The organism is Actinoplanes sp. NPDC051537, from assembly GCF_055586105.1.
Window position 1 is genome coordinate 261861 of the sequence record NZ_JBVJIU010000008.1, and the last position, 18921, is coordinate 280781.

The 18921-nt window shown below is 71.3% G+C and carries 14 protein-coding genes; 5 read left to right on the forward strand and 9 right to left on the reverse strand.

Annotated elements, in window-relative coordinates:
• Positions 1-6: 6 nt before the first annotated feature.
• Both ACZ6TB_RS21445 and ACZ6TB_RS21450 read left to right on the forward strand, forming a co-directional pair.
• Complete coding sequence (locus ACZ6TB_RS21445) at positions 7-1074, forward strand: DNA polymerase ligase N-terminal domain-containing protein (protein WP_465556299.1); 1068 nt, start codon at positions 7-9, stop codon at positions 1072-1074.
• Positions 1075-1218: 144 nt separating this feature from the next.
• Entirely contained in the window at positions 1219-2562 is a 1344-nt protein-coding gene (locus ACZ6TB_RS21450) for an MGH1-like glycoside hydrolase domain-containing protein (protein WP_465556300.1), read from the forward strand.
• A gap of 2 nt (positions 2563-2564) precedes the next feature.
• Here ACZ6TB_RS21450 and ACZ6TB_RS21455 read toward each other — a convergent pair whose 3' ends face one another.
• The 4 genes from ACZ6TB_RS21455 to ACZ6TB_RS21470 form a co-directional block, all read right to left on the reverse strand.
• Positions 2565-3650: an S-(hydroxymethyl)mycothiol dehydrogenase gene (locus tag ACZ6TB_RS21455; RefSeq protein WP_465556301.1), complete on the reverse strand. Its 1086-nt coding sequence runs from the start codon at positions 3648-3650 to the stop codon at positions 2565-2567.
• 47 nt (positions 3651-3697) lie between these two features.
• Positions 3698-4168 (reverse strand): MarR family winged helix-turn-helix transcriptional regulator, encoded by a 471-nt coding sequence (locus ACZ6TB_RS21460; RefSeq protein ID WP_465556302.1) that lies wholly within the window; start codon positions 4166-4168, stop codon positions 3698-3700.
• A 185-nt stretch (positions 4169-4353) separates the two neighbouring features.
• Positions 4354-4743 (reverse strand): cupin domain-containing protein, encoded by a 390-nt coding sequence (locus tag ACZ6TB_RS21465; RefSeq protein WP_465556303.1) that lies wholly within the window; start codon positions 4741-4743, stop codon positions 4354-4356.
• Positions 4744-4762: 19 nt separating this feature from the next.
• Positions 4763-6463, reverse strand: coding sequence for an EAL domain-containing protein (locus ACZ6TB_RS21470; protein ID WP_465556304.1), 1701 nt, complete (start codon positions 6461-6463; stop codon positions 4763-4765).
• 383 nt (positions 6464-6846) lie between these two features.
• Between ACZ6TB_RS21470 and ACZ6TB_RS21475 the strand changes: the two genes are divergently transcribed.
• On the forward strand, positions 6847-8445 hold the full coding sequence (locus ACZ6TB_RS21475) for a restriction endonuclease (RefSeq protein WP_465556305.1): 1599 nt from the start codon (positions 6847-6849) through the stop codon (positions 8443-8445).
• Here ACZ6TB_RS21475 and ACZ6TB_RS21480 read toward each other — a convergent pair.
• Entirely contained in the window at positions 8428-8934 is a 507-nt protein-coding gene (locus tag ACZ6TB_RS21480; RefSeq protein WP_465556306.1) for a GNAT family N-acetyltransferase, read from the reverse strand. The two genes, ACZ6TB_RS21475 and ACZ6TB_RS21480, sit on opposite strands and share 18 nt — an antisense overlap.
• Positions 8935-9006: 72 nt before the next feature.
• Here ACZ6TB_RS21480 and ACZ6TB_RS21485 point away from each other — a divergent pair, with 72 nt between their 5' ends.
• Complete coding sequence (locus tag ACZ6TB_RS21485; protein WP_465556307.1) at positions 9007-9405, forward strand: septum formation family protein; 399 nt, start codon at positions 9007-9009, stop codon at positions 9403-9405.
• A 1-nt stretch (position 9406) separates the two neighbouring features.
• Here the strand turns inward: ACZ6TB_RS21485 and ACZ6TB_RS21490 are convergent, their stop codons facing one another.
• A complete protein-coding gene (locus ACZ6TB_RS21490; RefSeq protein ID WP_465556308.1) occupies positions 9407-14395 on the reverse strand; it encodes an arginase family protein in 4989 nt (1662 codons plus the stop codon).
• 122 nt (positions 14396-14517) lie between these two features.
• On the opposite strand from ACZ6TB_RS21490, the gene ACZ6TB_RS21495 reads away from it, so the two are divergent.
• On the forward strand, positions 14518-15795 hold the full coding sequence (locus ACZ6TB_RS21495; protein ID WP_465556309.1) for a hypothetical protein: 1278 nt from the start codon (positions 14518-14520) through the stop codon (positions 15793-15795).
• Positions 15796-16156: 361 nt separating this feature from the next.
• On the opposite strand, the gene ACZ6TB_RS21500 is transcribed toward ACZ6TB_RS21495, so the two are convergent.
• The 3 genes from ACZ6TB_RS21500 to ACZ6TB_RS21510 form a co-directional block, all read right to left on the reverse strand.
• Positions 16157-16426 carry a helix-turn-helix transcriptional regulator gene (locus ACZ6TB_RS21500; protein WP_465556310.1) on the reverse strand — a complete coding sequence of 90 codons (270 nt, stop codon included), beginning with the start codon at positions 16424-16426 and terminating at the stop codon, positions 16157-16159.
• Between the two features lie 163 nt (positions 16427-16589).
• Positions 16590-16940, reverse strand: coding sequence for a DUF2795 domain-containing protein (locus ACZ6TB_RS21505; protein WP_465556311.1), 351 nt, complete (start codon positions 16938-16940; stop codon positions 16590-16592).
• A gap of 155 nt (positions 16941-17095) precedes the next feature.
• Complete coding sequence (locus ACZ6TB_RS21510; protein WP_465556312.1) at positions 17096-17764, reverse strand: hypothetical protein; 669 nt, start codon at positions 17762-17764, stop codon at positions 17096-17098.
• Positions 17765-18921: the final 1157 nt, after the last annotated feature.

Here is an 18921-nt window from a genome sequence, read left to right on the forward strand (position 1 = left end):
GAGGGGATGACCGATCGCCTGGGTGAATATCGGCGCAAACGCGACAAGGCGAAGACGCCCGAGCCGATCCCGGACGAGCATCCGGACGAGACCGGGAAGAACAGGTTCGTCATCCAGCAGCACCACGCCCGCGCCCTGCACTGGGACGTGCGGCTGGAACGCGACGGCGTGCTGGTCAGCTTCGCCGTCCCGCGCGGCCTCCCCCGCGACCGCACCCACAACAACCTGGCCAAGCACACCGAGGACCACCCGCTGGAATACCTGACCTTCGCGGGCGACATCCCGGCCGGCGAGTACGGCGCCGGCACCATGAAGATCTTCGACACCGGCGCCTACGACACGCTCAAGTGGCGGGACGACGAGATCGAGGTGACGTTCCACGGCGAGCGCGCCACCGGCCGGTACATCTTCTTCCAGACCGGCGGCGCCGACTGGATGGTCCGCCGGATGGACCCGCCGGAGCCGGGGTGGGAGCCGATGCCCGACGACCTGCGGCCGATGGAGCCGGAGAAGGCGGCGCGGATCCCGCGGAACGACGACCGATGGGCGTACGAGATGGGCTGGTCCGGTCGCCGCGTCATCGCGTACGTGAGCGGGGGAAGAGTGCGCCTGCAGGGAGCCGGCGGCGAGGATCTGACCTCGTGGTTCCCGGAGATCCGGGCGCTCGGGCCGGCGCTCGCGCCGATCGAGGCCGTGCTCGACGGCGAGATCGTCGCGTTCGACGGACAGCGACCGGACGCCCAGTTGCTCGATCGCCGGAAGGCGCCGAAGGACGCCGGCGCGGCGCGACGGGCGGCCGAGCGCACCCCGGTCCAGTACCTCGCCTACGACCTGCTCTGGCTCGAGGGGCACGCGACGACCGGGAACATCGGCTATGCCCAGCGCCGTGAGCTGCTGGAAGGTCTGGCGATCGCGGGTGAGCACTGGCAGACCCCGCCCTACTTCCCGGGCGGTGGCCGGTTCGCGCTCGAAGCGGCCCGCGCCCAGGGCCTCCCAAATATCGTGGCAAAACGGCTCGACTCGCCCTATCTGCCCGGGCAACGCGACGACCGATGGCGGGCGATCGAGACCTGAAGATCGCACTCGCGGTCCGTGCGGGGGCGGCGACGTGCAGGTTCTCTACCGATGACCCGATAAGAGAGTTTGCCGATGCACGGAGTGGAAAGGGTTTCTGATTAGATGCTCCGCGACCTGCACCCCGCTGCCCCGAGAACTGAGATGTCTGCCGAACTCTGGAACTCCGCCGTTCGCGTCCTCGAGACCAACTGGCAGGACGACCACACCGTGCCGTCCCGCTCGCTGTACCCCCACCAGTGGAGCTGGGACGCCGCCTTCATCGCCATCGGCCTGGCCTACGTGAACCCGACCCGGGCCTGGCGCGACCTGCGGAGCCTGTTCGAGGCGCAATGGCCGGACGGTCGCGTGCCGCACATCGTCTTCGATCCGGCCACGGCCGAGGAGGACTACTTCCCGGGACCGGGTTTCTGGGACATTCCGGCGTACGCGAACCGCCCGCCCCGCGGCAGCACCGGCATCGTGCAGCCGCCGTTGCACGCGATCGCGGCCTGGGACGTCTACCGGCACGCGGCGGCGCACGGCGCGGCCTGCGCGCAGGAAGCCCGCACCGAGCTCGAGTGGCTCTACCCGCGCCTGGTCGCCCAGCAGCGCTACCTGACCGGCCGCCGCGACCTGGGCGGGGGCGGGCTGGTGAGCATCGTGCACCCGTGGGAGTCGGGGCTCGACAACAGCCCGGCCTGGGACGAGGCGATGGCGAACGTGCCCGGCGACCTCGGGCTGCTCGCGACGTACCGGCGGCGTGACCTGGATCGGGCCGACGCGGCCCACCGGCCGACCGACCTCGACTACGCCCGGTACGTGGGCCTGGTGCTGACTTATCGCGCCGAGCGCTACGACGACACCGGCCTGCTCGGCCGGCACGGGTTCGCGGTCGAGTGCCCGGCGTTCAACGCGATCCTCGCGACCGCCGAGCTGTCGCTCGCGCAGATCGCCGGGGTGCTGGGCCGGCCGGCCGAGGCCGCCGCGCACCGCGACCGGGCCGAGACGATCACCAACGCGATCGCCAAGCGGCTGTGGAGCCCGGAGACCCGCATGTTCCACGCCCGCGACCTGCTCGCCGGCAAGCTCACCGACGCGCACACGGTGGCCGGCCTGTTGCCGCTCATGCTGCCCGACCTGCCCGGCGACCAGGTCGAGGCGATCATGGCCGAGGCCCGCTCCGAGCGCTTCGGCCTGGGCGAGCGGCCGGCCCCGAGCTACGACCGCACGGCGCCGGACTTCGACACCCTGCGCTACTGGCGGGGCCCGACCTGGATCAACGTGAACTGGCTGCTGCGCCGCGGCCTGCTGACGCACGGCTTCCGCGACGAGGCCGAGGACCTGCGCACGGCGATGGTGCGGCTGGTGCATCGCAACGGCCACTTCGAGTACTTCGAGCCCACCAGCGGGGAGGGCCTCGGCGCGCCGGCGTTCAGCTGGACCGCGGCCCTCTCCCTCGATCTGCTGGCCGACCGCTCGGTGCCGGCCTACGCGAAAGCGGCATAAGGCTAGAAGAGCACGACGGAGCGCAGCACGCCGCCGGTGTGCATCTTGGCGAACGCCTCCTCGACCTGGTCGAGCGCGATCTCCTCGGAGACGAACGCGTCCAGGTCGAGGCGGCCCTGCCGATACATGGCCGTGAGCATCGGGAAGTCCCGGCTCGGCAGGCAGTCGCCGTACCAGCTCGACTTGAGCGCGCCTCCGCGCCCGAAGACGTCCAGCAACGGCAGCTCGATCGTCATCTCGGGGGTCGGCACGCCGACCAGGACCAGGGTTCCCGCAAGATCACGAGCATAGAAGCCTTGCTTGTACGTCTCGGGGCGGCCGACCGCCTCGATGACCACATCCGCCCCGTTGCCGTCGGTCAGTCCGCGGATCGCCTCGACCACGTCGGAGGATCGGGCGTTGACCGTGTGCGTCGCCCCGAAGCCCCGCGCCCACTCCAGCTTCTGGTCGTCGGTGTCGACCGCGATGATCGTGGTGGCGCCGGCCAGCGCCGCGCCGGCGATCGCGCCGTCGCCGACCCCGCCGCAGCCGATCACCGCGACCGAGTCGCCGCGGGTCACGCCGCCGGTGTTGATCGCGGCGCCGATGCCGGCCATCACGCCGCAGCCCAGCAGGCCGACCGCGGCCGCCCGGGCCGCCGGGTCGACCTTGGTGCACTGCCCGGCCGCGACCAGCGTCTTCTCCACGAACGCGCCGATGCCCAGCGCCGGGGACAGCTCGGTGCCGTCCTCGAGGGTCATCTTCTGCACCGCGTTGTGGGTGGCGAAGCAGTACCACGGCTTGCCGCGCAGGCAGGCCCGGCAGTTGCCGCACACCGCCCGCCAGTTGAGCACCACGAAGTCGCCGGGCGCGACATCGGTGACGTTCGCCCCGACCGCCTCGACGACGCCGGCCGCCTCGTGCCCGAGCAGGAACGGGAAGTCGTCGTTGATGCCGCCCTCGCGATAGTGCAGGTCGGTGTGGCACACCCCGCACGCCTGGATCTTGACGACCGCCTCGCCCGGCCCCGGATCGGGCACGACGATCGTCGTCACCTCGACCGGCGCGCCCTTGGCCCGGGCGATCACGCCCCGCACCCGCTGACTCATCCGCGCAACCTCCGTGAGTTGGGTCACCGAAGAGCCTAGTCAGGCGATCACGCCGTGGGGCGTACCTCGACCGGACTTTCCAGCAGAGCCTCGGCGAGTTTGGCCATCTGGCGGACCTGCGCGGGGCTGAGCCGGTCGAAGATCAGCTGCTGAACGGCCTCGACGTGCCCGGGCGCCGACGACACGAGCTTGTTCCAGCCGGCGTCGGTGAGCATCGCGATCTGCACCCGGCCGTCCTCGGGGTCGCGCTCGCGGCGCACCCAGCCCTGGGCCTCGAGCCGGGCCACGACGTGCGACAGCCGGGAGAGGGAGGCCGAGACCTGCTTGGCGAGCCGGCTCATGGCCAGCCGCCGGTCGGACTGCTCGGAGAGCGCCAGCAGCACGATGTAGCCCATGTGGGTCAGGCCGGAATCACGCTGAAGCTGGGCCTCCAGCGCCGCGGGCACCTTCACCAGAACCTCGACGAAACGGCGCCAGGCCTGCTGCTGCTCGTCGGTCAACCAGCGGGGCTCGTCCATGTTGGAAGGTTAAAGGTTCACCGACCGAATCATCTCATTGGGGCAACGGGACGGTCGCCAAACGAACACGCCGATCGATGGGGTTGCGTTACACGAGTAGTGTCCCGCCCGGGGTTTCGCCCCGGCGTGACGCCGGGACCGGCTGGCTGGGGGGCCTCGGCCGGTCCCGGCGGCGCGTCACTGTTCTATTTCGAGGGCGGCTCGTCCTTGCCCTGCTCCTCGAGGCGGTCGGCCTCTTCCTTCGTCTTGTGCACCGCGCCGTCGGCGTGCTCCGGCGGGCCGTAGACGGTGTAGAGGACGAGCGGGTTGGGACCCGCGTTGACGAAGTTGTGCTTGTGCCCGGCCGGGACCACGACCAGGTCGCCCTGCACCACGTTGCGGGTCTGGCCGGAGACGATGGCCTTGCCGACGCCGCTCACGAAGGTCAGGATCTGGTCGACCTCGTGGACCTCCTCGCCGATCTCGCCGCCCGGCGGGATCGTCATGACCACGAGCTGAGTGTGCTTGCCGGTCCACAGAACTCGCCGGAAGTCCGGGCTCTTCTCGGCGACGGTGGCGATCGTGAAGTGCTCCATGCCGTGACCGATACCCAGGTCAGGGGCCGGGCAACCGTCCCGGGACCAACGGCGCGGGGCGGCCGATGAGATAGCCCTGGACGTAGTCGACACCCAGCTCGCGCAGCAGCCGCAGGGTGGGCTCGTCCTGCACGAACTCGGCGACGGTGTGGATCCCGTACGCCTGGCAGACCTGCACCAGCGCCCGGACCAGCACCTGGTCCTGGGGGTTGTCGACGAGGTCCACCACGTACTCCCCGTCGATCTTGACGAGGTCGATCGGGAAGATCCGCAGATAGCGGAACGACGCGTATCCCGAGCCGAAGTCGTCCAGCGCCAGCTCGCAGCCCAGGTCACGGACCCGGTCGGCGAAGCGGCGGGCCTCGCTCAGGTTGCCGATCAGCGCGGTCTCGGTGATCTCGAAGGTGAGCTGGGACGGGTTCACGTCGTACCGCTCGATCAGCCGCTCGACCTCGCCGGTGAGCCGCGGGTCGCCGACCGAGCGGCCGGACAGGTTGATCTGGAGGCACATCTCGGGCCGGCCGGCCGCGAGCTGCATGGCCCGCTCGACCACCCACAGGTCGATGTCGTAGACGGCGTCGAGCCGCTCGGCCGTGTCCAGCACCTGGGTCGGCGACTGCGGCCCGTCCGACTCGTCGAGCACCCGCAGCAGCAGCTCGTGCCGGGTGACCGCGTTGGTCTGGAGCTCGAGGATGGGCTGGGCGTAGAGGGTGAACCGGTCGGTGCCGAGCGCGTCGGCGACCCGGGTGCGGTAGGAGCCCTGCCGGTCGCGCACCGGCACCGGGTGGGCGACGAAGGTGACCGGTCGATCGGCGTCGCGGGACTGGCGCCAGGCGTGCTCGGCGTCGATGAGCACCTCGTGGCTGCCGGCGTCCGCGTCCGGGGTGAAGCGCACCAGGCCGCCCCAGGCCTGCGCGCGCAGCCAGGTGTCGGGGAGGACGAAGGTCTGCGAGCGCAGCGCCTCGACCAGCAGCTCGGCCTCGCGGCGGGCGGTCGGCCAGGAGGTGCCGCCGAGCAGCAGGCCGATCTCGCTGGGGCCGACCCGGCCGAGCAGCGCGCCCTCCTGCACGACGCCCTCGAGCACCCGGGCGGCCCGGTGCAGCAGGTCGGCGGAGAGCTCGGGACGGGTGTTGGAGGTGTCCTCGCGGGACGGCTGCACCCGGATGATCAGGATCGCGCCGCCGCCACGCCGCTGGGCCCGGTCGATCTCGTCGGCGAACCGGGCGCGGGTGAGCAGGCCGGTCGCCGGGTCGGGATCGATCAGCGAGGCCTGCACGGTCTCGCCGCGCCGGGCCAGGCGGGCCATCTCGCGGCGGGCGCGCTCGCGGGCCGAGACATCGGTCACCGTGCCGCGGATGCCACGGACCGTGCCGTCCGGGCTCTTGACCGGCTCGATCCGGCAGTCCACGTCGAACCAGCCGCCGTCGGCACGCATCAGCCGCGCGGTGACGCGGACCGGCACCCGGGCGGTCCAGGCCTGGGTGATCGCGCCGAGGGCCTTGGCATGGTCGTCGCGGTGCACGTACCGTGCGAGGACCTTGCGGCTCACCTCGTCCTGCGCCGGCGGGTGACCCAACATGGCACGAAGCGCCGCCGACCAGACGATCTGGTCGCCGGACGCGGTGTAGTTGAACCAAGCTGTGCCGGGCCGGTCCTCCAAGGGAGCGCGCGGCTCAGGGAGGATGGGCGGCATTGATCGCCGCTCGTCCGGTGCAGCCATGCGCCGGCCACCTCCCCCCTGCCCCAAAGCCCACAAACCCCCGGACCTATTACCACCCGTCACGGGCACGAGATAACAGGTCTCGGCCGCGTCAATGTTTTGCCGATCCCCGCGGCAAACCCGCCAACTGCAGGTCCTCGCCCGATCAGAGTAGGGAATCAACCGATCGGATGACCACTGCGCTGCGTAGTTCCGGGGCTCTATTACGGTCGAGAACATGACGGACAGTTACTGCCAGTGCTGATTGTGGAACCTTCCGCGTTTCCTACCCCTTCCCGGCGACGACCATGCACGGAAAGCTCCCCCAGCGACGCGCCGCGTAACTAGATCCGGAACCGGTCGATATGGTGGCGATTGGACCTACGGCGAGCGAGGAAGCAGGCATGGGCATTATTCGGGACATGCAGCGGGCGCGCGCCACGCAGGTGGCCGACGACCAGCGAGCGAACACGGCCGCCGCGCAGCAGCGCGATCTGATCCGGCGCAACGCCGACTACGCCATCGCCGCCGCCCAGCAGGCGGCGACGGACGTGCAGCGGCAGCGCGACAGCCAGCGTCTCTACACCGAGGCGCGGACGGCGGACGCGGCGGCGGCGAACGCCGAGGTCCGCGCGCGGATCAGCGACCTGGACGCGCTGCTGCTCTCCACCCTGGACGTGGACGATCACATCGACCTCGACCAGTTCAAGAAGCCGCTGACGGTGCCGGCGTTCGACCCGGGACCGCTGGGCCGACCGCTGCCGGAGCCGAACTGGGACAGCTACCTGCCACCGCAGCCGCGCGGGGTGGGCAAGCTGCTCGGCAGCGGCGTCTACCAGCAGCAGACGGCGCAGGCCCGGCGGGCCTACGAGCAGGCGCGAGCACGCTGGGCGGAGGCCGAGGAGCGGCGGAAACTGCAGTTGCGGGCGCGCAAGCGGTCGTACGACGAGAGCCGTCGCAAGTACGAGGCGAAGATGACCGCGTACAACGCCGAGGTCGATCGCTTCGCCGCCGCGGTGGCCGGCGCCGACCCCGCCTCGGTCGTCGAGTACTTCGCCATGGTGCTGGGCAACTCGGTCTACCCCGACGATTTCCCGCAGCACTTCCGGCTCGCCTACCTGCCGAAGCAGCGGCACCTGCTGATCGAGTACCACCTGCCCCCGATCGAGGTGGTCCCGGTCGTGAAGGAGTACCGCTACGACCGGGCGCGCGGGGACCTGACGGCGACGCCGCGCGACGAGGGTGAGATCCGTCACCGGTACGTCGAGATCATCGCCCGGGTCACGCTGCGGACCATCCACGAGGTGATCGAGGCCGACCGCGGCGGGCTGGTCCGGCAGGTCTCGTTCAACGGCATCGTCGACACCATCGACCGCCGGACCGGCCGGTTCGTGCGGCCGTGCCTGGTCTCGGCCAAGACCGACCGGGAGACGTTCGCCGCGATCAAGCTGCGCCGGGTCGACCCGGTCGCGTGCCTCAAGCATCTCCAGGCCGCGCTGTCGGCGGCGCCGGACGAGCTCGCCTCGGTGGCGCCGAAGATCGATTTCGACCGGGACGCCGACCGGGACTTCACCGAGGAGTTCAACGTGCTCGCCGACATCGACGAGCGGCCCAACCTGGTGACGCTGACCGACCCGGCCTGGGAACGGCAGCTGGCCGACCTCTTCGGCGTGATGGGCCTCGAGATGGGACCGGCCGACCGGGTGTCCGGTGGCTCGCGATGGCTGGCCACCGACCCGCGGCCGATCTTCGGCGGCACGGTGGTGGTCTATGCGACCCGGGGCGTCCCGGCCGGCTCGGCCGCGGTGCACGCCCTGGCCGGCGCGGTGACGGCGGCGGGGGCGACGAAGGGGATCCTGGTGTCGCTGGGCGGGATCGAGGCCGAGGCGTACGACGCCCTGGCCGGCCGCCCGCTCGAGCTGATCGACGGCCCGGCCCTCGTCACGCTGATCGCCCACCACCTGCGGATCAAGGCCCGCATCGAGCTAGCCGGAAAGCCGTAGGGCGTAGAAGAGCTTGTCCCAGCGCCGGTCGCCGACCGCGACGAAGTTCTCGAGGCGGCCGTAGAGGCGGAAGCCGAGCGACTCGTAGAGCGCGGCGGCCCGGGTGTTGTCGCCGCGCTGGTCGAGCGTGAGCACCTCGACCCCGGCCGCGCGGGCCGCCGCGACGAGCTCGGTCATGATCCGCCGGCCCAGGCCGCGGCCCTGGTGGTCGGGGTCGACGGCGACCTTCTCGACGTCGGCGTGCGGGCGGTGGGTCGGCCGGTCGTAGCGCCGCCAGTAGCCGAGGCCGTGCAGCCGGCCGTCCTCGCCGGCCACCACCAGCACGCTGTCCGCGTCGGCGGCCACCGTCGTCAGCAGACGCCGGACCTCGCCGGCGTCGGGCGGGTCGACCCAGCCCAGCGCCGCGCCGCCGGCCACGAGGCGGCGGAGCAGCCCGGCGGCGTCGGCGATCTCCCGCTCGGTGAGCGTCTGCGCCCGGCGAACGTCCATGGTGAGGCAGTATGCCGAACTGAAACCGGCGCGGGACCGTAAACGAGATCGATCCGCCGGTAGGTTCCGCCGATGACCGAGAAGCCGCCGCCGATCTTCCGGCTGCTGATCATCGCGGCGCTGGTGGTCACCGGCGTCCGCGGGGAACGGTGCAAAAGCGACGGTTATCTCCTCGGCCAGTGTGTGAACGACGTCGAGGGCGTGCGATCGTCCGTGCTGTGCTCGGGGCCGCACGACGGCGAGATCTACGCCGTCTTCGACCTGCGCTCCCGGCCCTGGCCGGGCAAGACGGCGGTCTCACGGGAGGCCGAGAAGGCGTGTGACGACCGGATCGCGCCGTACATGGCCAAGAACGCGAACCTGGACTTCTACTACGTGTACCCGCCGCAGGCGACGTGGCCGGACGATCGGGTCGCGACCTGCGTGGCCTACGACGCGACCGGACAGCTCACCGGCCCGCTGGCCAAATAGATCAGTCGAGCAGCGCCGGGACGAGGCGGGCCAGGACGGCGCGATCCTCAGGGCGGTCCGGCTCGTACTCGGTGATGCCGACGCCCGCCACCGGGTAGCGGTCACGCAGCGCCCGCACCGCGGCGATCAGCTGGTCGGGCGTGACGCCCTCGGGCTCGGGCGTGCCCACGGCCGCGAACGACTCGGGGTCGAGCACGTCCAGGTCGATGTGGATGTAGAGGGCCGTGGCCGACGCCGGGATGGCCGCCGGCAGCGACGCCAGGGCGGCCGGCTCGACGAGGGCGATGCCGGCCTCCTCGACGTACTCCTTCTCGGCCGGGTCGAGCGCCCGCACGCCGGCGAGGATGACCTGCGCCGGATTCATCGCTCTAGAAGGCGACATTTCCGGATAGCCCGACCCCAGAAGGCAGCGCAAGACCATCCCGTGGAACGCGCCGGACGGCGAGGAAACCGGCGTGTTGAGATCGCCGTGCGCGTCGAACCACACCACGACCAGGCCGTCCCCGTGAGCGGCCAGCGCCGCCTCGATCGGCGCCACCTCGACCCCGCAGTCGCCGCCCACGATCACATCCGGCCGGTCGGCCACCGCGGCGCGCACGACCGCCAGGTTTCGGGCCAGCACGTCGAGCGACGGCGGCTCGTCGGAGAGCGGCGCGCGGACCCGCCGGTCGCCCGGCACCAGCGCGCCCAGCTCGGCGGCGCCGGCGACGAGCCGGCGGGCGGTGGGCGAGACCGATCCCTGCCACTGGGCGATCTCGAGCACGGTCCGGCGCGGCGTCGGCATGATCGACAGCTCCTCGATGCGGTGCCAGACCGGCCACATCGCGACCTCGGGCTCACGGGCGAAGATGCTGCCCCGGATGCGGACGAAGACGCAGTTGCCGACCCGTTCGAGAACGGCCTGCCGGCGCATGTCGCTCTCCCACTGCTCCGGCCCGTGATAGGAGTCGCCGTCGCACTCGATCGCCAGCCGCCGGCCGTCCGGGGCGTTCAGCACGAAGTCGATGCGGTAGGCGCCGATCCGGAACTGCGGGATCGGCCGGAACCCGCGCGCGGTCAGCCGCTTGAACACGTCGCGCTCGAAATCGCTCTCGCACAGCGCGAGATCGGCCGGGCTTTCCAGATCAAAGACGTTGTTCGCGTACGTCAGGAGCAGCGCCCGCGCATCATCGGCCAACAGCGACCCGGCCCGTACGGAATGGAAGATCCACAGTTGATCGCGGGCTCGCGACGCCGCCACGTTGATCCGCCGGTGGTACTCGCGTTTGGTGAAGGCCGCCACCCGGGGGTCGTTGTCCGACACCACCATCGACACCAGCACCACGTCCCGCTCGTCGCCCTGGAACGTGTAGGCGTCGCCGACCCGCAGCCGCCGCGCCTGGATCTCGTCCTCGCCGATCTCGTCGCGCAGCAGCTGCAACAGGTAGCCTGCCTGCCCGCTGGTGCTGAGCAGCGAGATCACGCCGAGCGTCTTGCCGTCGTACTCCGGGTTCTTCACGATCGCCGCGACCTGCCGGACCAGCGCGTCGGCCTCGGCCGTGTTGACGTCGCCGAAGCCGGCGAGCGGCTGCCGCACCCCGTCGCCGAGGAAGACCGTGCGGATCGGCGCCAGCGACGGCCGGTCCGCCCGCAGCGGCATGATCTTGCCGTCGTAGTAGTGCCGGGACGAGAACTCGATGATCTGCGGAACGCAGCGGAAGTGCTCGGTGAGCAGGATCCGCTCCGGCGACCGTCGCACGGCGTGGTCGTAGAGCGATGACTCCGGGTCGAAGTGCTCGGCCGACGGCACGTCCCCGAGGTGGCTGTGGATCAGGCCGGCGACCGAGCCGACGAAGCCGAGCTGCGGCCCGATCTGCTGGTCGTCGCCGACCACCACGGCCCGCTCGGCCAGCGACAGCACCGGCAGCGCGAAGAGGTCGGCCTGGGACGCCTCGTCCACGATCACCACGTCGAACCGGGCGCCGCCGGCGAACTGCTCGATCGCCCGGTCGACCGACATGACCCAGACCGGCACCGCCTCGACCGCCGACGCCATGTGCCGCTGGGCGTGCGCCTGCCAGGCCGCGGCCGTGCGCCCGGTGCCCTTGCCGATCTTGCGGAGGGCTGTGGTCCAGTCGGCCAGCGCCGCCTTGCGCCGGTCGTCGAGGCTGCGGGCGACCTCGAGCCAGGCGCCGGCCACCACCAGGTCGGCGGTCCGGCGGCGGATCTTCTCGCGGGCGTTCTCGACCCGCTTGGCCAGCACCGCCGGGTCGACGCTGCCGATCACGTCGTCGAACCAGGTCTGCGCGCTGCGCCAGGCCCACGCGTCGAGACAGGCCGGGCCGCTCACCGCGGGGACCTCGCCGGCCTCGATCATCGCGGCCCACTCCGGAGCGTCCCCGGCGAGGCGGTCACGCAGGGCCACGTACCTCTGCGCATCGTCACGCAGCGCGATCAGGCGACGGACCTCGGCCACCGCCGCGTCCCAGCCCTCCAGCGTCGACCACGCCTCGGTCAGCCGCGGCCACGGCGCCAGCCGCTCCCGGATCGCGCGCTCCCGCTCGACCAGGGCGTCCAGCTCGGACACCGCGGGCGCCTCGTCGAGCAGCGCCTCCACCTCGGCCAGCGCCGCCGGATCAAGATCAAGCTCATGCTGGGGTACGAGGTGAGCCAGCCGCTCGGCGAGGACCGGCCAATGGCGTACGTCCCAATCGAGCGACTGCCCCGCGTCGGCCAGCAACGTGCCCGCCCAGATCTCCGGATCGCCCGCCGGCGCGGGAATCGCCAGCCGCTCGATCCACTCCGACCAGTGGCCGCCCAGCCGGTTGCGGGCCTGCGCCCGGCGCACCCAGGCCGCCACCACGTCGACGTCCTCGGCCGTGCGCAGCGGCTCGCCGTCCACCCGCACGTCGTCGGCCAGCTTGTGGAGGCCGGCCTGCAGCAGCCGGCTCAGCGAGCGGCCCGCGGCGAACCTCTGCCGGATCTCGGCGAGCTGGGCGAGCAGGCGTTTCGGTTCCTGGGCGTACGCCTCCGGCACGGTCACGCGGTGGCCGGCCAGCTCCCGGGTCAGGGCCGCGAGCTCGGCCAGCAGTGCCTCGGTGGCGGTCACGTGGTCGGACCAGACCGTGCGCCAGTGCGGGTCGTTGAGCAGCCGGCCGAGGCGGTCGGTCCACGCGCCCTCGCGACGGCGCAACCAGGACAGCGCCTCGCGGAGATTGCTCCGCACCAGGGTGAGATCGGCAACGCGTACGGCTGCGAGATCAAGGCCTTGGGCCGCGGCCTGTTCCGTCCGCTCCCACAGCTTGTCCATTTCGTCGCGGGTCCGGGCCGCCTCCGCGGCATCCGGCAGATCCTCGGTCGCGGGCAGGCTACGCAGCGCGGCCGCCCGATCCGCGGCCGTGAGACCGTTCGCCAGCTCGAGCAGCGCGGCGAACTCGTCGCCGGTCAGCGGCGGCGCGGCACCGACCGGATCGGGGATGCCCGCCTGCGTCGCCGCCCGTTCCCGCAGCCAGGCGCCCACCTCGACGGGGGTCTGCGGCACGCCGTCGATCGGGTACGTCACCGCCTCGTTCTCGGCGATCGCCCGCAGCCCGCCGAGCGCCGTCGCCAGCTCGCGCTCCGCCTCCTCGAGCAGCCCCGTGAGCCGCTCGACCCGCCGGGCCTCGGCCTCCTTGTCCAGGGTGGCGGCGCGATCGGCCAGCTCCCGGGCCGCGAGCTGGAGCTGCACGAGCTGATCGGTGGTGCGGCCGAGGACGGCGAGGCAGAGCGCGCGGATGCCCTCGGGCAGGCCGTCGCGCAGCACCCGCAGCGGGTCCTCCTTCTGGGCGACCACCAGGACGCGCTTGCCGTTCGCCATGAGGTGGCAGATCAGGTTGCGGATGGTGTGCGTCTTGCCGGTGCCCGGCGGCCCCTGAACGGCGACGTTGCGGTGCTGCGCGAGCCGGCGGGCGATCGACTCCTGGGCCTCGTTGGTGGGCAGCGGCATGAGGAGGCGCTCGCCGACCTTCTGCCAGGCCTCGGGCCGGTCGTCGGGCATGCGCAGCTTGGAGGGCTCGTGGGCGAGGATCGCGGCGAGCGCGCCGGTCTCGCTTCCCTCGCCGGTTTCGCTTCCCTCGCCGGTCAGCAGCCGGTCGCGCAGGTTTTCCAGGAAGCCGCGCAGCAGCCGCTGTTTGGGCCGCGCGAAGAGGATGCCGACGTCCTCGATGTGCGGCCGGGTGGTCTCGGCCCGCCCGTCGGTGACAATTCGGTCATAGCCGAGCCGTCCCATGGCCCGCTCGAACAACTCCCGGCGCTCGAGGTCGTTCCAGAGGTCGACCTCGAGCGTGCCGGCCGGCCCCGCGAGCCCGAGCAACTGGCTCAGGTAGCGCTCGTCCAGCCCCGAGAGCGCATCGGTCTGCAGCCGGCTGGGCCCCGCCGGCGAGACCGTGATCATCGACTCGTCGGGCCGGTATTCGATCAGCACCGGGGTCGCGACCAGGGGGTAGCGGACGCGTTCCCCGTTGACGGTCGTGTCCAGGATGCCGTGCCCCCAGACGAGCTCGGTGGTCGCGGCCGTCATGTCGAGCTGGTGCATGAGATCGAAGAGCTGCCGATGCAGGGTGCGGGTCTTCTCGGCCTCGCCGCTGAGGTGGGCCCAGGGTCGCCAGACCTTGTCGCGCCAGCTCTCGAAGTCGTCCTCCTCGTTGCCCGGTTGGTCCGCAACCTCACCCGCATCGCTTGCCGGGGTCGGCTCGGTCGTCGGGGTTATGTCACCCCGGAGGCGGCGGCGCAGCGCGGCCGGCACCGCCACCGGCGCCGGCATGTCGGGCAGGCCGACCCGCAGCCAGGAGGTGCCGTCGGCGGCGGGCCCGGTCTGGCAGGCCGCGTGATCGGGCAGGACATCGAGCCAGTAGGCATCGGCCGGGACCGTGCGCGCAGGCCGTTCCATCTGCGCCCGCACGGCGAGCAGATAGTCGGCGACCGCGACGGCCCGATCCCGGATCGTCGTGGGCGACTCGACCTGCTCGGACATCCTCCGAATTCTAGGCCGCCCTGTCTCGTCCGCACGGTGTCGTCCACACCCTGGCGCGGCAGCGACATACTGGTGCACCCGATAAAGTGACGCCGCTGATCTTGTAGGAGAGCGGGACGACGTTGAGCGAGAACACACCCGGACGCCCGGACGACGAGAACCCGTCCTCCGCCACGCCGCCACCGGCCTCAGACCCGTTCGCGGCGCTCCCGCCGGCGTCGGACCCGTTCGCCACCTCGGATCCGTTCGTCAACTCGGACCCGTTCGCCTCGCCGACGCCGCCGCCGCCCTCCTCCTCCTCCTCGCCGCCACCCTCCTCGCCGCCGCCTTCTTATGGGCCGCCTTCTTATGGGCCGCCGCCTGGGTACGTCCCGCCTCCTGGCTATGGGCCGCCGCCTCCCGGCGATGGTTTTGGGTCGCCTCCCGGCTACGGGCCGCCTCCGGGCTACCCGCCGCCGCCCGGCTATGGGCCGCCGCCGCCCGGCTATGGCGCCGCGCCTGGGTATGGCGCGGCGCCTGGCTATGGCGCCGCGCCTGGCTATGGCGTTCCGCCGTACCCCGGTGGGCAGCTGCCGGCCGAGTACTACGCCGGCCCCTCCGACCCGCTGGTCAGCGCCGACTTCGGCGGCTGGTGGACGCGCAGCTTCCGCCTGGTCGGCCTGGCCTGGCGCCCGGTGGCCCTGCTCCAGCTGATCGCCGTGGGCCCGCTGCTGATCGGCGCCATCGTCGTCAACGTGGCCTTCGGCGACCAGTTCACGGCGTCCCTCAACGCGCCGGAGACCACCAGGTTCGAGGACATCGACTGGACGCCCGTGGTCAACGCCCTCGCGGTGATCATCCCGCTGGTCCTGATCTACATCCTGCTCAACCTGGTCGTCACCCTGGCCACCCACCGCGTGCTGGTGCAGACCGCGACGGGCGTACCGGTGTCGATCGGCGCCGCCCTGGCCGACGGCCTCCGCCGCCTGCCCGCCCTGATCGGCTGGGGCCTGCTCGGAGGCCTGCTCGTCCTGGTCGGCGTGATCGCCTGCGTGCTGCCCGGCATCTACGTCGGCATCGTGCTGTCGATCCTGCCGGTGATCGTCCTCCTGGAACGCGGCAACGCCGTAAGCCGAGCCTTCCAGCTCTTCCACGCCAACTTCGGCGCCGCCCTGGGCCGCATCCTCACCATGATCGGCGTCAACATCGGCTTGACCATCCTGGAGTCCATCTTCACCGGAGCCCTGGACAACGCGACGGGCCCGGCCGCCACCCCCGGCTTGATCATCGGCCAGCTGATAAGCGCCGCCTTCACCATCGCCACGGCCGTCATCACGGCGCCCATGTTGCTGGCCGCATACGCCGACATGAGGGCCCGTCACGAGCCCTTCTCCACGGCCTATTTGCTGCCCGCGCAGTAGCCATTCGGCGCGGGCCACTCGGCGCGGGCCACTGGGCGCGGGCCACTCGGCGCGGGCCACTGGGCGCGGGCCACTCGGCGCGGGCCACTCGGCGCGGGCCACTCGGCGCGGGCCACTCGGCGCGGGCCACTCGGCGCGGGCCACTCGGCGCGGGCCACTCGGCGCGGGCCACTCGGCCCGGGCCACTCGGCCCGGCATGCCGCCCCGGGTCACCCGGCGCATCCCTCGGGCCATCCGGCGCATGCCGCCCTGGGTCACCCGGCGCACGCCGCCCCGGTCGCCCGGCAGACCGCCGACGCGCCGGCACCACCCGGCACCGGGCCGTCGATCTCACCCGAGCCGAGTCTTCGCCCGCGATTTCCTATCGTCCCGTGTCGATGCGGACGAAATCGACGCTCAGCTCACGAATCTCCTCGTCCAAGGATTTCCGGCGCGGCCCCTGCGTCACCCGCAGCCGATGCCGGGCGATCCACTCCTCGATGTCGTCGATCAGCCAGATCTTGCCCTGAGCGAGAACCGCGACCGGCTCCGGGAAGTCCACCCTCGAGGCCAGCTGATAGACCCGCTGCCGGCTCACCCCGAGCAGGCTGCGAATCTCGTGCGCGCCAGCCAGACGCGTCGGCTTTTCCATGCGTACGACTATAGTCTCATGACTACCGCAACCGCGACCCCTGAGCAGGCCATTTCCAGCTTCTTCCGGCTTTTCTCCGGACCCCGAGCGACCCCCGTCGATCGGCATGATCGCGCCGATCGCGAAGGCCGCCTGGTCGAACCGGAGAAACGCCACCGCCGCCTCAGCGACCCAGCGCCTGCCAGATCTCCACGACGGTCTTGTATTCGGTGCCCGCCGGCAACCGGTCGAGATCGTCGAGGATGTCGTCGGGCGCGAGCAGGTCCATGGCGCTGCGCCGCAACGCATCCCGGTCGCCGGGGAGGGCGGACAACCCGATGTACCGCCCGAACCGGCTGAACTCCTCGTTCGCGTCGTCGTCGAGCAGCTCGGTCGGCTGGGGTTGATCCTCTCCCGCCGGCTCGGACAGTTCCCACTCCTCGGCCCGCCCACCCGGGCGGCCCTGCACCTCCCCGCGAACCTCGTCGCTCATCCGGTCGTCGATGCGGGCGGCGTGCTTGTTTCCTCGCTCCATAAGTCTTGGCGTTCCCAGCGCCCGCACCGATAAACGGCGGGGTGCGGCTTGCCCCGAACACAGCAATGCCGCACGAGACGCCTCATTTCTGAAGCGCCCACGTGCGGCGTTTCGCTGTCCTCACATCACCCGCACCCGGGCGGTCGGCTGACGGATCACGGGAAACGCATGCGACGAGGGCGGGGAATCACGGGTGGGGGAAGGGGAAGATCATCGATGTGGCTCCAGTTGAGGTGACCGTTGTCGGTCGACTTGACCTCGCCCAGGCACGCCCGCAGCAGACCGAGATGCGGCGCGCCCGCGAACCCGGCGATCACCACTTCGGGCTTCGGCTCGATCATGGCGATGGCCGCGCAGATCTTGGCGACCTCACGCTCGTCGACGGCGTCGAGCGGCAGCGGCGCCTCGGCCTGCGATCGGCGCCACGGCGGCCCGAAGCGGCGCAGCAACTCGCGCGCGAGCCGGCCGAACGAACGCCCGACCTCGACATCGCGCATCGACGTCTGAGCGGACTGGCCGTAGCACCACGGCACGACGACGTGTCCGTTGATCACCACGAGCTGGTAGACGGACTTGGGAACACTGATGATCTCGGCGCCGGGGAGCGTGCCGAGGAATAGCACGAGCTCCTCGTACGGAAGCGGCCATCGCGGATTCGCGAGCACTCGTTCCTGGGTCTGCGTCATAGCGGGGTGGGCGTTGACCTCACGGTCAATCGCGGTGCTCAACGCCTCCGGAACCCGGGTCCACAGTTCGCCGGCAACCTTGTCGCCGAACTGTTCGACCACCCACTCGCTAGGACCGACCAGAACGTCTGGGCGCATTCGTTACCACCACCGTCCGTGTCGCGGGCGTTACTGCTGGCTTAGAAGAGTTCCACTTCCAATGATCGACTGGAAGGGTCCGCTTCCCACATTGCAGAAACACTCGTGAATGAAATCCCGCGCGACGATCAAAACTGAGCCACGACGACGGAGCAGCAGGTCGAACCCTTGCGAAACATGCAACTTGCACGGCGAACCGCACGTGCAAGTTGCATGTCGGCTTCGCTATTCGACCGGCATCTACAGTGAATCACTGACATATTTCGCCGTGGTGACCATCATGCAAACATCCACTCACAGTGACCATCGAAGGCCCCACCACCAGCATCGACATTACCCACAAACCCCCCAACCCCCAGCGCCCGTACGCCCGGAGCCCGCCCCGAGATTCCACAGTGGCCGGACGCCCACCCCCACCAGCGGAGATCGCCCCCGATTCCGCTGCCACCCCCCGAACTTCCCCACTGTCAGATATCTGTCAGAACCCCCATCGCCCACCCCCCCGAAGCGTGATTTGCCGCATAGGCCCGTTTCCCCAGATCGCCCAGCACCGCACTTAAACGGCACCCGAACACACCGTCCACAAGACACACCCGCCGCAAGATCTTCGCCCCAAATACTGAGAATCGTTGTCCCGCAGGAGATCGCCCCGCCCTCGCCACACCCGGCCGCGCCCGCTGACCCAGCAGGAGGCCGCGCCGCCGCCGCAGCCGCCAGTCGCCCGGCGCCGCCTCGGGCCCAGCCAGCCTGACGGCTCTGCCACAGCCGTGTCGATCGCGTAGGAGCACCCTGCCGAACGCATCCCGACCAAGAGCGCGCTCCGACGACCCGCCGCTGCCGCTCACCCGCCGCTGCCGCTCACCCGCCGCTGCCGCTCACCCGCCGCTGCCGCTCACCCGCCGCTGCCGCTCACCCGCCGCTGCCGCTCACCCACCGCTGCCGCTCACCCGCCTGCGGCTCACCCGCCGCGGGCCTCTCAGCAATCGCCGCTTGGCCTCAGCCCACCTGCTCGAGCCCACCTGCTCGCATGCCCGGGGCCACCATCACCCGCGCCACCGACCCGCTCACACTGGGTCCAATTTCCCGCACCAGCCGGACGCCACCACCGCCTGGCGCCACAACCAGCCGCACGGCCGCACGCTGCCTTCAGCCCGACC

Excerpts from the sequence above, each read along its gene's own strand:
- ACZ6TB_RS21445 (WP_465556299.1), top strand. The coding sequence starts at position 7 with ATGACCGATCGCCTGGGTGAATATCGGCGCAAACGCGACAAGGCGAAG.
- ACZ6TB_RS21450 (WP_465556300.1), top strand. The coding sequence starts at position 1,219 with ATGTCTGCCGAACTCTGGAACTCCGCCGTTCGCGTCCTCGAGACCAAC.
- ACZ6TB_RS21455 (WP_465556301.1), bottom strand. The coding sequence starts at position 3,650 with ATGAGTCAGCGGGTGCGGGGCGTGATCGCCCGGGCCAAGGGCGCGCCG.
- ACZ6TB_RS21460 (WP_465556302.1), bottom strand. The coding sequence starts at position 4,168 with ATGGACGAGCCCCGCTGGTTGACCGACGAGCAGCAGCAGGCCTGGCGC.
- ACZ6TB_RS21465 (WP_465556303.1), bottom strand. The coding sequence starts at position 4,743 with ATGGAGCACTTCACGATCGCCACCGTCGCCGAGAAGAGCCCGGACTTC.
- ACZ6TB_RS21470 (WP_465556304.1), bottom strand. The coding sequence starts at position 6,463 with ATGGCTGCACCGGACGAGCGGCGATCAATGCCGCCCATCCTCCCTGAG.
- ACZ6TB_RS21475 (WP_465556305.1), top strand. The coding sequence starts at position 6,847 with ATGGGCATTATTCGGGACATGCAGCGGGCGCGCGCCACGCAGGTGGCC.
- ACZ6TB_RS21480 (WP_465556306.1), bottom strand. The coding sequence starts at position 8,934 with ATGGACGTTCGCCGGGCGCAGACGCTCACCGAGCGGGAGATCGCCGAC.
- ACZ6TB_RS21485 (WP_465556307.1), top strand. The coding sequence starts at position 9,007 with ATGACCGAGAAGCCGCCGCCGATCTTCCGGCTGCTGATCATCGCGGCG.
- ACZ6TB_RS21490 (WP_465556308.1), bottom strand. The coding sequence starts at position 14,395 with ATGTCCGAGCAGGTCGAGTCGCCCACGACGATCCGGGATCGGGCCGTC.
- ACZ6TB_RS21500 (WP_465556310.1), bottom strand. The coding sequence starts at position 16,426 with ATGGAAAAGCCGACGCGTCTGGCTGGCGCGCACGAGATTCGCAGCCTG.
- ACZ6TB_RS21505 (WP_465556311.1), bottom strand. The coding sequence starts at position 16,940 with ATGGAGCGAGGAAACAAGCACGCCGCCCGCATCGACGACCGGATGAGC.
- ACZ6TB_RS21510 (WP_465556312.1), bottom strand. The coding sequence starts at position 17,764 with ATGCGCCCAGACGTTCTGGTCGGTCCTAGCGAGTGGGTGGTCGAACAG.